This window comes from Bacteroides gallinarum DSM 18171 = JCM 13658, from assembly GCF_000374365.1.
Taxonomy (GTDB): domain Bacteria; phylum Bacteroidota; class Bacteroidia; order Bacteroidales; family Bacteroidaceae; genus Bacteroides; species Bacteroides gallinarum.
Genome location: NZ_KB894130.1, coordinates 48,349 through 61,995, shown reverse-complemented (window position 1 = coordinate 61,995; position 13,647 = coordinate 48,349). Strand labels below are relative to the sequence as shown.

The 13,647-nt window shown below is 48.3% G+C and carries 12 protein-coding genes and 1 pseudogene; all 13 read right to left on the bottom strand.

Features of this window, described 5'->3' with window-relative positions; translation table 11 throughout:
- Nucleotides 1-351 precede the first annotated feature (351 nt).
- Nucleotides 352-1,476, bottom strand: a complete 1,125-nt coding sequence (gene proB, locus C233_RS0110690; protein WP_018667588.1) for a glutamate 5-kinase — start codon at nt 1,474-1,476, stop codon at nt 352-354.
- Between the two features lie 28 nt (nt 1,477-1,504).
- Nucleotides 1,505-1,744, bottom strand: a complete 240-nt coding sequence (locus C233_RS0110685) for a DUF2007-related protein (RefSeq protein WP_018667587.1) — start codon at nt 1,742-1,744, stop codon at nt 1,505-1,507.
- 80 nt (nt 1,745-1,824) lie between these two features.
- The gene (gene murI, locus C233_RS0110680; protein WP_018667586.1) at nt 1,825-2,664 is read right to left on the bottom strand and encodes a glutamate racemase; all 840 of its coding nucleotides are present in this window, start codon (nt 2,662-2,664) and stop codon (nt 1,825-1,827) included.
- Nucleotides 2,665-2,804: 140 nt separating this feature from the next.
- Complete coding sequence (locus tag C233_RS0110675) at nt 2,805-3,773, bottom strand: YncE family protein (RefSeq protein ID WP_018667585.1); 969 nt, start codon at nt 3,771-3,773, stop codon at nt 2,805-2,807.
- A gap of 21 nt (nt 3,774-3,794) precedes the next feature.
- Entirely contained in the window at nt 3,795-4,973 is a 1,179-nt protein-coding gene (locus tag C233_RS0110670) for a porin (RefSeq protein WP_018667584.1), read from the bottom strand.
- A gap of 32 nt (nt 4,974-5,005) precedes the next feature.
- Nucleotides 5,006-5,986, bottom strand: a complete 981-nt coding sequence (locus C233_RS0110665; protein WP_018667583.1) for an HAD family hydrolase — start codon at nt 5,984-5,986, stop codon at nt 5,006-5,008.
- 32 nt (nt 5,987-6,018) lie between these two features.
- Nucleotides 6,019-6,186 (bottom strand): annotated as a pseudogene (glpT, locus tag C233_RS24825) (glycerol-3-phosphate transporter); the annotation flags it as partial.
- 277 nt (nt 6,187-6,463) lie between these two features.
- Entirely contained in the window at nt 6,464-6,970 is a 507-nt protein-coding gene (locus C233_RS0110660) for an OmpH/Skp family outer membrane protein (protein WP_018667582.1), read from the bottom strand.
- Nucleotides 6,971-7,021: 51 nt separating this feature from the next.
- Nucleotides 7,022-7,537, bottom strand: coding sequence for an OmpH/Skp family outer membrane protein (locus C233_RS0110655; RefSeq protein ID WP_025069022.1), 516 nt, complete (start codon nt 7,535-7,537; stop codon nt 7,022-7,024).
- Between the two features lie 25 nt (nt 7,538-7,562).
- Nucleotides 7,563-10,202, bottom strand: coding sequence for an outer membrane protein assembly factor BamA (gene bamA / locus C233_RS0110650; protein ID WP_018667580.1), 2,640 nt, complete (start codon nt 10,200-10,202; stop codon nt 7,563-7,565).
- Between the two features lie 51 nt (nt 10,203-10,253).
- Complete coding sequence (locus C233_RS0110645; RefSeq protein WP_025069023.1) at nt 10,254-10,988, bottom strand: isoprenyl transferase; 735 nt, start codon at nt 10,986-10,988, stop codon at nt 10,254-10,256.
- A 75-nt stretch (nt 10,989-11,063) separates the two neighbouring features.
- Complete coding sequence (locus C233_RS0110640; protein WP_018667578.1) at nt 11,064-12,455, bottom strand: DUF6242 domain-containing protein; 1,392 nt, start codon at nt 12,453-12,455, stop codon at nt 11,064-11,066.
- 137 nt (nt 12,456-12,592) lie between these two features.
- Nucleotides 12,593-13,636, bottom strand: coding sequence for a bifunctional diaminohydroxyphosphoribosylaminopyrimidine deaminase/5-amino-6-(5-phosphoribosylamino)uracil reductase RibD (gene ribD, locus C233_RS0110635; protein WP_018667577.1), 1,044 nt, complete (start codon nt 13,634-13,636; stop codon nt 12,593-12,595).
- Between the last annotated feature and the right edge of the window lie 11 nt (nt 13,637-13,647).

The following is a 13,647-nucleotide window of genomic DNA, read 5'->3' as shown; positions in this document are numbered from 1 at the left end:
ATGTATTAGATATGACTATAGATAGTATGTTTGGGACACTGCCTATCTTTTAAATTAAGGAATTTATGCGGAGTCAATAGGTTGTATGGCCCAAATACATAAAAAGGATTTTGTCTAGGAGGAAGAAGGTTTGGGGGATTAGATGACGTGTGTAGGACAAATTATAGAGTGCACAGTTCGTACTGAGATGTCCTTGGTTATATAGGAGTTGGCTGAAAATAAGATATACATACCAATTTAATTCCATGATTTGGTACATAAAATACCATACATAAATGTGCGATACCAAAGATTAGCATGTAGCATACCAATCTTTGGGTAATTAGTACCAGGTTTTGACACTATCTTTACTTATTCTATATAAAGATAATCATAGTGCACTACGGGTTTCTTGCCATGCTTGCCCATGACCTCGCGCGCCTGTTCCGAGCTGCAATTGGCTTTGCCTACGCCCACCGGATTTCCCTCGAAATCTATGATGCGTACGATGTCGTCCTTTTCGAACTCACCCCGCACGGCGGTGATACCTATGGGGAGGATGCTGACGGCTTTGTCGGAGGCAAGTACCTGCGTGGCGCAGTCGTTGATATGTAGCTCGCCTTTGGCAAACCCCTCGCTGTGGGCTATCCACTTCTTTACGCTGGATACGGGTTGGGAGGAGGGGATAAAACGGGTGTATCGCAGTCGGGAGTCGGAAGCCGGAGCCCGGGAACCGGTGAACAGGGCGGGAGCTTCCCGGCAGAGAATATCTACGAGGATGTTATCGCGCTTGCCGTTGGCAATGATAACGGTGATGCCTTCGTCGGCTACCTTACGGGCAATGTTGGTCTTGGTGAGCATGCCGCCGCGCCCGAAACTCGATTTGGAGGTTTGTATGTAGGAGGAGAGGTCTTTGCCGTGCTCTATCTCACGGATAACCTCCGATGCGGGGTCGGCGGGAGCTCCGTTGTAGATGCCGTCGATATTACTGAGGATAATCAAGGCTTGTGCGTTCATCATGGAGGCTATCAGCCCGGAGAGTTCGTCGTTGTCGGTGAACATCAGCTCGCTGACGGAAATCGTGTCGTTCTCGTTGACGATAGGGATTACGCCGTTTTCCAGCATCACGGTCATGCAGTTTTTCTGGTTGAGGTAGTGGCGGCGGGTGGCGAAGTTCTCTTTCATGGTGAGTACCTGCCCCACGGGGATGCCGTGCTCGCGAAAGAGTTCGTAATAGCGGTTGATAAGCTTGGCTTGCCCCACGGCGGAGAATAGCTGGCGTTGGTCTACGCTGTCCAGTTTCCTGGCGGGGTGTATCTCGCTTCGCCCCGACGCAACGGCGCCGGACGAAATGAGGATAATTTCTACGCCTGCCTTGTGCAGCTCGGCTATTTGGTCTACAAGGGCGGACATACGGGTTACGTCCAGTGTGCCGTCACGGCGTGTCAGTACGTTGCTGCCTATTTTGACAGCAATCCTCGTTAGTTGTTGCTCCATATTTGTGTGTGTCCCGTTACGGGAAAGTTTAGTCTCCGTTTTCTTTCTTCTCGTACGAACGAACAACCTCCATGGCTACTTCGTAGTCCGCTTCATTTACAAGTACGGCTACATCGATTGCGGTATCGGGCAGGACAATGTTTACCACCATTCCGTCTTTCAAGGTCGATTCGATGTCGTTGTTTCCTAACAAACTTTTTACAAGTTCGGCTTCCCAAAGTGAACCTTTGAACACTTCGATGAGCTTGCTTTTATCTTCTTCTTTCATAATGGTATGAATTTAGAGTTCTTGTTCTACAAATATAACAAGATTTTTTGATTAAATGTTTAATGTCCGGCAATTTGTGCCTACAACTCGATGTGCTGCACCGTTACCGCTTCGTTCAGAAAGATAGATGCGGATTCGACGAATTTTTCTTCCGCTTCTGTGGTGTAGTAGGTGCATTTTCCGCCCCGGGTGCATTCGGCATCTATTTCGGGGTGGCGGCGGAGGTAGTCTTTCAGACTGTCTGCTACTAATTTGCCTTGTGATACTATGGTGATACCGGGCGGCATGTATTGCCGGATTTTAGGCAGTAGTATCGGATAGTGCGTGCAGCCCAGGATTGCGGTGTCTATATCCTGGTCTTTGGCAAGGAGTTCGTCTATGTATTTGCGGATGAAGTAATCCGTTCCGCCTCCTTGCGCTTCGTTGTTTTCTACGAGCGATACCCATAGCGGGCAGGCTTCTCCGCTGACTTTGATATCGGGAAAGAGTTTGTGTATCTCCAACGGATAGGATTCGGACTTGATAGTGCCGCTTGTAGCAAGTATTCCTACGTGCCGGCTGCGGGTGATATTGCCTATACATTCCACGGTGGGGCGGATAACGCCCAGTACGCGGCGTGCGGGGTCGAGGTGCGGGAGGTCGTTTATCTGTATGCTGCGCAGTGCTTTGGCGGATGCCGTATTGCAGGCGAGGATTACGAGGTGGCAGCCCATTTCGAATAGTTTGGTAGCTGCTTGCCGTGTAAATTCGTAGACTACTTCGAACGAGCGTGTACCGTAGGGGGCGCGGGCGTTGTCGCCCAGGTAGATATAATCGTATTCGGGCAAGGTTTCCCGTATTTTACTCAGGATAGTAAGCCCGCCGTATCCGGAATCGAATACACCGATAGGGCCGGGAGTGGAAGGTAGTTTCGGTTTCATACAATCTTTCTGACGCTAAGAGTATAGTGTGCAGCAAAGATAATGTAATTTACGAGGATAGGGCACGGATTGTGCAGGATTTTGCGGACGGGTAAACCGATTCCGTATATTTTTCCGCATAGTCCGTGCCCGTGGGAGGCTTACTTAATCTTTTCGTAGATGTAGAGTTCGTGGATTTCGCCCGTATAGCCTTCTTCGCTGAACGGGTTTTGCGACATGCCCAGTACGATTTGAGTACCGCGGTTGTTCAATACCACGAGGTCGTCGTTTACGGGGTCAATGGAAACGCCTTCTATCTCACCTGCACGGCGGAAGTCGCTCATTTCGCGGAACAGCTCTACTTTTCCGGCTTTGGCTCCGGCTGCGATATTACCTTTACGTGTCACTACTTTTCCGTTTTTGTCTATCTTTACGCTGAACGGGGTGTCTCTGACGGGTTCTACTCCTTCTTCCAGTCCAGTATAGGTTACTTCCGTGATGTCGGCGATATAGATGTTATCGGGGATTTGGTAAAGAGATTCGCCGTCGTCCGAGGTGAAGAGCATTTTGCCGTCGGCAATGAAAATACCCTGGCACCAATAAGGAGTGGGGCGGCATTGCATCTTGGTATAGTACTTACCGGTTTCGAGACTGTAGCAATATACATAGCGGCTGTCTACCCAGTCGGACATCCATACCATGTTTTTGTCACGGTCTACGGCAAGCCCGGAAACTTCTACTTGTCCGGATTCGGGACACCAGGGTAAGTCTCTTTCCCATTTCAGTGTTTCGGCGTCGTACACTGATACGGCGATGTTGTATCCACGGCCGTACTCGAACTTTTCTACGCCGCAGTAGATTTCACCGTTATAGACGTCGATGTCGCCGAAGTGGTTGGCTATCTCGGGATGCTGGAACGGCTGGGCGTTTTTCATCAGTATGTTGCCCTCCTTGTCGTATTTGTAAAGGACTTTTGTGTCCGATACGTAATAGTAGTCCTTGTCTACGGCGATTCCTTGGCGCCCGGCAACCGGAATGACTTTCTTCAAACGATATTCCGTACCCAGGTGCTGCGCACTTACGGACATTGCACCCGTAACGAGTGCCAGTAAAACGAATAACTTTTTCATGATAATATGATTTTAGTATGTTTAGAAATAGAAAACACCCATTAATTGAATCTGGTCAGAACCTCTTTTGCCCTTGTTGCTTGCATCCTTTGCTTTGTCGGTATAGAAAGAGTGGCTGTAATTAGCTTGTATCTTTACATGGTTGCAAGGATTGCAGGTAAGTCCCAGGAGCACGCGGTCGTAGTTGTTCAGGCTACTGTCGTTTACCTTGTCGCGATAGAAGTCGTAGCGTACTACCGGCAGGAATTTGCCTGCATGCCAGCCTGCCAAAGCATAGAAACCGTCTTCTTTGATTACATCGTGCCCGTCTGCGCTGCTTCCTATGTGCCCGTATTCCGCACGCAGGTCAAGGCCTTTCGGGTCGTTGTACCATGCGCCTACGATGACGCGGTTCATCGGCTGGTAATTGAATGATTCGTCGTTGACCGTGCCTTTGTATTCGCCCCAGTTGTAGGAGGCTTTTATATTGAAAAATTTTGTTGGGCGGAAGGTCAGGGCGGCAACGAGGTCTTTGGACTTGTTGTTGTCGTCTTTCATCGGGAGATGACCGTTAGACAATGACAGGTTGTAGCTTAAACGGCTGAATCCTCTTGCTTCGTCCGTGAAAAGGTCGCCGAAGGCCATGATGCCGAGGTCGCGTCCGTAATCTACGAAGTCGTACCCGATAGCATTGCGGCAGACCATACGGTAGCAGATGTTCGAGAAATCGACGGTTTCCAGCGTTGCCGGGGAGAGGTCGTAGTTTTCGTAACCGAGTGGCAGATAGTATTGTCCTACACGTACCTGGAAGGCTTTCGAAATCTTTGCGGTAACAAAGGCGTCCATTATTTGCAGGTTTTTCTGCCCGTTGCCGTTGGTGGAGCCGGCAATACCGTTGAAGCCTTCAATCTGTAAGCGGAAGGATATGTTCTTGGTTACATTTCCGTCCATTATCAGGCGGAGGCGTTTTGCCTGGAACGATGATGTTCCGTCGCCGACGGAGCTGTAGTTCCAGCCGGTTTGAAGATAGCCAGAGAGCTTGGGCAGTTTCTCCAATACTTTTTCCCATTTTGCCGGTTCGGAGCTTTCGGCAGCAACGGCCTCTGTTTCTGTAACGGTTAGAGTCTCTGTTGCGGCTTCCGGTTTGGAGTCTGCAAATGCAAGGTTTGGTACCAGCATGGTACCGCTCAAAAAGAGCACACCGATGATTTTTTGTTTCATGTCGTATAGATTTAATATGAATAATGTTCCTCTTAGCGAGGATTTGGTTTGTTGGTTCTGATTTTCCAACTCTCTGTGTGGAACTTTGTTTCGGGGTCGGGAACGTCGTTGCATCTCACGATAACCGCGCCTTCTTTTTCCCAGTATTGCTTGACGGTATAGCCGCTCATCGCACCGTCTTCCTTGCCTCTTACGGTTGCATCGTCCGGGTTTACGACAATCTTTAGGCCGCACGACTGGTTCAGCATGTCCATATCGCCACGGCTGTTGCCTCCGACAACCAGTGGGCGCGTTTTGATGAAGGTAGGTATTACATTGGCTTTACCGTCGTCCTGGGGAATGGGCATGATGATTTCGTCCGTCAGCACTCCGTTTGCAACAACGGATTTTACTCCCAAGATTTGTGTATCGGGTAGTCCCAGTTCTTCCGCAAGGAACTTTTGGTAGAGAAATTCCGGCGATGCAGTCAGTATCCATACTTCGAAACCGTATTCTTTGAGGTTGGCAATCAGCTGTTTCATTTCGGGGTAGAACTTTCCTTGATATGAGTCGAGGTAGCATTCGTAACCCATGTCCATTATTTCGGCGGGTGTCATTCCGGACAGAAAATGTACGCGGTCTTCTACGTAGGCTTTGCCTACGTTATTACCGTCTTTCACCATGCGGTTCAGTATGGCGAGCTTGCTCACCGCCTGCGGGTCTTTCCTGCCTTTATAGTATTTATCGGCATAGCGGTAGAGGGCTTCATCGGCAAGGTAATAAGGGGTTTGCCCGATAACGGTTCCGTCGCCGTCGAATACGGCTACCTTGCGGATATTCATTGTAATCGTAGTGTTCAGAAAGCTTTCAATCCTATTGTTGGTTTCATCCGTCCAGCCGGATATTTTGCGGTAGGTTTGTGAGGAACCCGATACCGGGTAGCTGCTTACTAATAGGATTATGAACAAAAATCTATATATGGAATGTATATTCTTATTGCTCTTGTCTTGTTGTGTGGAATTCATATTCTTCATTGTTATTTGTTTGTTTTTGTAGTACTATGTTGCTACCTTCTAGCAGCTTTCTCTTCTTTGTATGTAAAGGACATAAAGACAATGGATAGGGCGCAGGCTATTATCAGCAGTATGAAAGTCCAGTCCCAGCCTGCCATTTCGGCTACGTAGCCGAGCACTACGTTGGCAAGGATAGCTGTTCCGAAGAAGTACCCGAAGAACTAACTAACTCTGTGACCTCCGTGAAACTCCGTCCCCTCTGTGTTGAAAAAGGATTTGGTGAGGAAAAATGAGAAGTGAAAGAATGAGAAAGAAAGGAAAGATGAAGAAAAGGGGGAAAGGGAAGGTGAGGAAAAGTGAAAAGGGAAACGAAGGAAGACAAAGAGAAGGTGAAGGAACAGTGAGAGGGCAGGGTATAAAAAAAGGTCAGGCTGCTGACAGCCTGACCCTTCGGGTGAATTCCTCGTTTAGAGGTATGCGGTTTGTTGGATACCGGCGCTATTTGATGCCGAGCTGCGTTTTTACTTTGGCAGTTACATCTATACTTTGTGTACCAACGTAAGGTATCGGGGTACGCGCCAGGTCGAAGATATATACTACGCCTTCGGCTTTGCCTACAGCCTGGATAGCCTCGTCCAGCTTTTTATAGATAGGAGTCATGGCATCTTGCTGTGCTTTTTGCATGGATTGGTAAGCCTCTTGCTGGAATTGCTCCTGGCGCTGTGCCATGTCCTGCAATTCTTTTTGGCGTCTTTCTGCGATGTTCTTCGGCAGTGAGTCGGCTTGTGCCAGGAATTCCTGATACTTCTTATTGAACTCTTCCTGGGTACGCTGCATTTCTGCCTGGTACTCTTTGGACATATTATCCAGGTCGGATTGCGCTTTAGTGTATTCCGGCATGGTGATAATTACCTCTTGCGAGTTCATGTGAGCGAATTTTGTTTGCGCCATAGCCCCCAGGGGGAGGGCAAACATAACTACGAGCAGTGCGATTTTTTTAAGCATAATGTTATTATTTATTTGATTATTCGTTGTATAGGATGCAAATGTATGAAATTAATTTGAATATCCTAATTTTGTAAGTACTTCATTACTTATGTCGATGCTTGGAGAGGCGAAGATAATGCTCGATGCAGATGCGCGGTCTGCTACTACGGCATAGCCTCTCTGTGTCGAAATTTCCTTTATGGCTTCGTATATATCGTCCTGGATAGGCTGCATCAGCGCCTCGCGCTTTTTGAAAAGTTCGCCTTCGGGACCGAAGTATTTACGACGCAACTCGGCGGCGGCTTTCTCTTTGGCTACGATTTCTTCTTCCTTCTTGGACTTTTGTGCATCGGAAAGGGTTTTAGCAGATGCCTGGTAGCTGTCGTACAAGCTTTTGGCTTCCTTGCCCAGCTTCTCTATTTCGCCTTGCCATTGCTTGGAAGCCCGGTTCAGTTCGTCATTCGCACTTTGGTAAGCGGGGATATGCTTTAAGATATATTCCATGTCGATTAGGGCAAACTTCTGTGCGTTGGCTGTAATACCTGCGGCAAACAGCAGAAACATAATTAATAAACTCTTTTTCATAACGTTCTGGTTTTAGTTAAACAATTTAGAACTCTTGTCCTAAGATGAAGTGGAACTGGCTGCCGCCGTAGTCGCTTCTTCCGAACACTTTGTCGAAACCGTAAGCCCAGTCGATACCCATCATACCAATCATCGGAAGGAAGATACGGACACCGACGCCGGCAGAACGTTTCAAGTCGAACGGGTTGAACTTGTTCACATCGTGCCAGGCATTACCGGCTTCGACAAAAGTCAACGCATAAATACTGGTACTTGTTTCCAGCATCAGCGGATATCTTAATTCCAGGCCGAGGCGTGTGTATGCGTAGCCTTCGTATCCGTAAGGGGTAAGAGAGCTGTTTTCGTATCCGCGCAGGGCGATACTTTCGGTTGCATAGCTGGAATAGCCTGTCATACCGTCGCCACCTACGTCGAAGGTTTCGAACGGGGATTTCTTGTATTTATTGTAGTGTCCTAACAAACCGAACTCTACACGTCCCATTAATACCGGAGTACGTTTTACGGATATGGGGTCTAACAGCGGGATGTATATTTTGGATTTGAATTTCCATTTGTGGTATTCTATCCATTTGTGCATCTTGTTCATGTCGTCCTGGTTGCTGGTACTGTACTTGCTGTAGTCCGTACCGTCGAACAGGGAGTAGGGCGGCGTTAACTGTGCCGACAGCGAGAACTCGGAACCTTGGCGCGGGTAGATAGGGTTGTCGATAGAGCTACGCGACAAAGTAAGGTTGATGCTCAGGTTGTTGCACTTGCCGTTGGTTACGGGGAAGTACTGCCAGTCGCTCAGGATATAGCGCTGGTAGGCCAGCTCGGCTGTAAACTGGAAGTAGTCATCAGGCCATTTCAGACGCTTACCGAACATTACTGCAAGTCCCCACATCTGGATAGATTTGTCGGGGTCGTAGTAGTTTTCGTAGCTGTTGTAGTTGCCGTAGTTGTACATGCCGTAACCGTACAAGCCGCTGTAATAGCTGTTGTAATAGCTGTTCATGTATGCCGAGTTGTAGTAACGGCTGCTGATATCGGTCTGGCGGGAGTAGAAGGCGGATACGGAGAATGCGTTCGGACGCTTGCCACCGAACCACGGGTCGTAGAACGATACGCTGTACGACTGGTAGTATTTGGCATTGGTCTGTCCGCTGATTGTCAGTGTCTGCCCGTCGCCTTGCGGCAGGATTCCGCGGTAGTTTTCACCCGGATGCAGCAGGTTGGCTACGGAGAAGTTCGTAAATTTCAGGCTCAGCTTGCCGATGATACCCGTTTGTCCCCAACCGGCGGAGAATTCTACCTGGTCGTTGGCTTTGGAAACGAGGTCGTAACCGATGTCTACCGTTCCGTCTTCCGGTTTGGGCTGGATGTCCGGTGTGATTTGTTCGGGGTCGAAGTGTCCCATTTGCTGGATTTCACGCATGGAACGCATCAGGTCTTCACGGCTGAACAATTGTCCCGGGCGGGTACGCAGCTCGCGGCGGACTACATTTTCGTACAGGCGGTCGTTACCGTTGATGCTAATCTTGTTGATAGTGGCTTGGCGGCCTTCGAAGATACGCATCTCCAGGTCGATAGAGTCGCCTACGATGTTTACTTCTACGGGGTCGAGCGAGTAGAACAGGTAACCGTTGTTGTAGTAGAGGTTGCCGATTGCATCTTCGTCCGTGCTGGTACGTTCTTCCAGCAGTTTCTGGTTGTAGACGTCACCTTTCTTCATGCGCAGCAGGAAGTTCAATTGTTCGGAGGGATAGAGCGTATTACCTACCCAGGTTACGTTGCGCAGGTAGTATTTCTGCCCTTCTTCGATTTCAAGGGAGATATCTACGGTGCGTTCGTCATAGGGCTTGATGCTGTCTTTTACAATCATGGCATCGCGGTAACCCAGCTCGTTGTACTTGTCTATAATGAGTTGCTTGTCGGCCTCGAAGTTCTCCTCTACGAATTTCTTGGTACGGAAAAGGTTGATTAACTTGCCTTTTTCGTTCGTTTTCTTCATTACCCGTTTCAATTTCTTCGTGGTAATGGCTTGGTTGCCGGTAATCGTAATCTTATGTACTTTTACTTTCTCCTTCTTATCGATATTGATGTCTACCAGCACCTGGTTGTCGTTTTTTGGGTCGTCTTTCTGCGTGATGATAATATCTGCGTTCTTGAAGCCTTTGTCGTCAAAGTATCGTTTAATCAGCGTCTTGGCACGGTCTATCAGGTTGGGAGTAATCTGATTACCTTTTATCAGACCTACTCTGGCTTCCAGGTCTTCGCGCTCGGACTTCTTTACGCCGTGGTAGCGGATGTCGGATACGCGGGGACGCATTGTCAAGTGGATTGTAAGCCAGATTTTGTCGCCTTCGATTTTATCCGCGGTAACCTGTACGTCGGAGAACAGTCCGTGACGCCAGTAGCGTTTACAGGCTTGCGTTATTTCATCGCCGGGTACGGTGATTGTCTGGCCTTTCGATAATCCGGATAAGCCGATGATTACATAATCTTCATAATTCTTGGCTCCTACGACCTTTATATCTGCTATTTCATACTTCTTGGGCGTTCCCGAATAGAGGATAACGGGCTTTTCGCCTTCATCGGTATTGCTTGTGTCCTGTGCCATGCTGGACAGTGCACAGCTAAAGAGGCAGATAAACGTTACGAGTATGGAGAAAATACGATAGTGCATTATTTTATGAATTACAAATTATAAGTTATTTCTCAATTTTTATTTCTCAATTTAACTGATTTGTTCACTGGTTTTGCCGAATCTGCGTTCGCGTTTCTGGTAGTCGCGAATGGCTTTGTGAAGTTCCTCTTTATGGAAGTCCGGCCAGTAGGTGTCGCAGAAATAAAGTTCCGAATAGGCGCATTGCCAAAGCAGGTAGTTGCTCAGGCGGATTTCCCCGCCTGTACGTATCAGTAAATCCGGGTCGGGCATAAAGTCGGTGGTGAGATGCCGGGATAGCAGGTCGCTGTCTATTTGTTCGGGGCTCAATTCGCCTTTTTGCACTAAAGCGGCAATCTGGCGTGCGGCTTCCGTTATCTCCCAACGGGATGAGTAGCTGATAGCCAGCACCAAGGTCATCCCCGTATTGGTGGATGTGTGTGTTGCACAGGTTTCAAGACGTTCCCGTACGTTGGCGGGAAGCTTGATCAAGTCTCCGATAATCCGGAATCTGATGTTGTTCTTCATGAATGTCTCTTCTTCGATAGAGTCGAAAAGGAGTGCCATTAATGCGGCGACTTCATTGGAGGGACGGTTCCAGTTCTCGGTGGAGAACGTATATAGTGTCAGGTATTTGATGCCTAAAATAGACGCTTCTTCTGCAATGATATGTACCGTCTCAGCACCGGCCTGGTGTCCGTAGCTGCGTTCTTGCCCGCGCAGCTTTGCCCAGCGTCCGTTGCCGTCCATGATAATTGCCACGTGTTGTGGAATCCGGTTTAAATCGAGTTCTTCTGTATTTAGCATCTTTCTATACTTACATCTCTTGTCTTGGTTACTATTACCTTACTATATAATATTAAGTTAAGGGGAATAATAGGGCTATTGTACGGATTGCACAGGCGGCATCAGTTTGTTGAGATGTCCGCGCCAAACTTCATTCGTACTTCCGTCGCCGCCGAATATCACCCATATATAGGGGCTGTCGGCAACAATGGAATACGGGGCGGCGATATTCATGGCTTTGTCCAATAGGAATTTCTTTTCGGTTTTGCGCCAGGATATGCCATTGACGGAGGAATAGATAGCATCGAGCTTGTTGTTTTCCACACTGCCGAAGATGTAGAAGTTTTCGCCGTAGTACATTAGTGCCGGATAATTCATCTTGGGACAATATATTTCGTAGGAACTTGTATTTTTCAGGGAATACCATTTCCAACCGTCGGAAGAAGCCCACGGTACGGTCTGCTGACTGTCGCTATCGGTGTTTGCCCCTACTATCATTACCTGCGGCTGGTAGTTGTTTTCGAAATAGGTGGAGTATATGTTCGAAATAGGGAAACCGGCTTCCTCGATTACGGTTTCTGTACTTGTTGTCCATTCGCTACCGTTATAGTTGGCTGTGTAGACCTTATTGCCGTCGGCAACGATAGTCAGCGTATTGGTGAAACTTGCAATCAGCGTCTGGATGTTGCTTATACCATTCCACCTGGTTTCTTCATTCCATGCAAGACCGTCTTCGGAAGCGTATACCTTATGGTCTGTTGTTACGAGGTAAAGTGTTTGCTTGACATCATCTCCTTCGTTGTATTTGAAACATACGAGAGATTCCAGTTTGGCGTTGGAGGGAAGTGGTGATTGAAGGTCATAAGGTTCTTCTTCCCAACCGTACGTTTCTCCCGTATTCATCCAGTATGCTCCTCCTCTTGTAGGTGTCCGGTATGCTTTGGAGGAGGTGAATACCCATAAATCCCCATTGAAAAGTATGGCTTTTGCTTGTTTGCCGAGAGCAATCGGGGCGGGAAGCGCTGTTTCCATTTTGTCCCAGACCAAAGAGTCCGGGTCTTGCTTGTGCACGCGGATTGTGAGGGAGTATTCCCGGTATGTAGTCTGGTCGGGGGCGTGTACCTTGAATTTCATACCTTCCCCTTGCGCTTTGTTAATGGCTTCCCTGAGGTCTACGGAATCTGTCTGGACAAATATGGTATCACCGATTCCGGAAGTAATCCAGCCGCTTACGGTGAAGGTGTCGATTAATATACGGTCGAGAATCGTATCTGCTCCCATGGGCAGCGAGTCCTGATTGTAGATTTCCCTGTTTAGCTGGTCTATCGTGAATTTATAGGATTTGCCGTATATCGTGTCGATGCCGAAGGCGTGCACCGTAGCGTCAGAGCTCAATTCTATTGTGTTATCATCGGAGTCGAGGCACGAGCTTATTGCGATTGATACGAAAATGAAACCCGCGATTATTGCTAAAAACTTTATTCTCATTTTGAAAGTTAGTGTTTATTTACAAGTTGCAAAAATAGGAACATTTTTTTCTATAAACAGCTTTATCGGCAAGTTTTATATAAAATTATAGATAATATGGCTGTTTTTCTCGATTAAAATGCCCGTGAATAAGGCTATTAGCCTAATCTCGCGGCGATGTAATGCCGGAAACTTCTCCCGAAATATTGCTCGTGGGCATAAGGTATTTTATTGCTCATTTCAGGTGCTTTAACACCGGAAAGAAGTTTTAGAGGACTTTCTTCGACAAAAGCTTCATCCCACATCCCGGCGTCGATGAAAGATTGCAAAAGGATATTCCCTCCTTCTACCAACAAGGATTGCAGCCCTTGCGCATACAGGTACTCCATGATTTGCGGCAGTATATCCCGTTGGAAGTCGATAGGGATGTATTCCACATTGGCTTGTGCTGTCTTCGGCTTTTCCGTGAACACGAGCGTACGGACATCTCCGTCAAACAGATGCAGGGCGGGCGACAGTCGTTGCCGCCTGTCCAATACGATGCGTACGGGCGACGTTCCTTGCCAGTGACGCACGGTCAGGCTGGGATTGTCCAGCTCGGCTGTGCGTGTACCTACCATAATGGCACTGTGTTCTGCTCGCTTCTTGTGTACAAGCATGGAGGTCAACGGGGTCGACAAGATGACCGGGGTTCCGCTTTCGCGGCGGTAGTCTATGTATTTGTCCGCCGATTCCGCCCATTTCAGGGTGATGTACGGGCGGTGCAAGGTGTGGAAGGTGATAAAACGGCGGATTAGGTTTTTGCATTCTTCCTCCAATACGCCGGTGACGACTTCCCGCCCGGCATCTTTCAGCTTTTGAATTCCTCGCCCCGCCACTTTGGAGAAGGGGTCGCGGCAACCGATTACGATACGGGGGATTTGCTTTTCGATGATAAGGTCGGCGCACGGTGGGGTTTTCCCATAGTGGGAGCAGGGTTCCAGGCTGACGTAGATTGTGGAACATTTCAGCAAAGAGGGGTCTTTTACGGAACGGATTGCGTTGACTTCGGCATGTGCTTCGCCGCAACGTACATGATATCCTTCGCCGATAATTTTTCCGTCGCATACGATTACCGCGCCTACCATTGGGTTGGGAGCCGCATTGCACATTCCGTTCCGCGCCAGTTGGATGCAGCGGCGCATGTATTTTTCTTCTTCCATACTTTGTATTA

What these genes read in the sequence shown, in the direction of transcription:
- murI (WP_018667586.1), bottom strand. Translation starts at nt 2,664, where the DNA reads ATGAAACCGAAACTACCTTCCACTCCCGGCCCTATCGGTGTATTCGAT.
- bamA (WP_018667580.1), bottom strand. Translation starts at nt 10,202, where the DNA reads ATGCACTATCGTATTTTCTCCATACTCGTAACGTTTATCTGCCTCTTT.
- C233_RS0110665 (WP_018667583.1), bottom strand. Translation starts at nt 5,986, where the DNA reads ATGAAGAATATGAATTCCACACAACAAGACAAGAGCAATAAGAATATA.
- C233_RS0110675 (WP_018667585.1), bottom strand. Translation starts at nt 3,773, where the DNA reads ATGAAAAAGTTATTCGTTTTACTGGCACTCGTTACGGGTGCAATGTCC.
- C233_RS0110685 (WP_018667587.1), bottom strand. Translation starts at nt 1,744, where the DNA reads ATGAAAGAAGAAGATAAAAGCAAGCTCATCGAAGTGTTCAAAGGTTCA.
- C233_RS0110645 (WP_025069023.1), bottom strand. Translation starts at nt 10,988, where the DNA reads ATGCTAAATACAGAAGAACTCGATTTAAACCGGATTCCACAACACGTG.
- C233_RS0110655 (WP_025069022.1), bottom strand. Translation starts at nt 7,537, where the DNA reads ATGAAAAAGAGTTTATTAATTATGTTTCTGCTGTTTGCCGCAGGTATT.
- proB (WP_018667588.1), bottom strand. Translation starts at nt 1,476, where the DNA reads ATGGAGCAACAACTAACGAGGATTGCTGTCAAAATAGGCAGCAACGTA.
- ribD (WP_018667577.1), bottom strand. Translation starts at nt 13,636, where the DNA reads ATGGAAGAAGAAAAATACATGCGCCGCTGCATCCAACTGGCGCGGAAC.
- C233_RS0110670 (WP_018667584.1), bottom strand. Translation starts at nt 4,973, where the DNA reads ATGAAACAAAAAATCATCGGTGTGCTCTTTTTGAGCGGTACCATGCTG.
- C233_RS0110640 (WP_018667578.1), bottom strand. Translation starts at nt 12,455, where the DNA reads ATGAGAATAAAGTTTTTAGCAATAATCGCGGGTTTCATTTTCGTATCA.
- C233_RS0110660 (WP_018667582.1), bottom strand. Translation starts at nt 6,970, where the DNA reads ATGCTTAAAAAAATCGCACTGCTCGTAGTTATGTTTGCCCTCCCCCTG.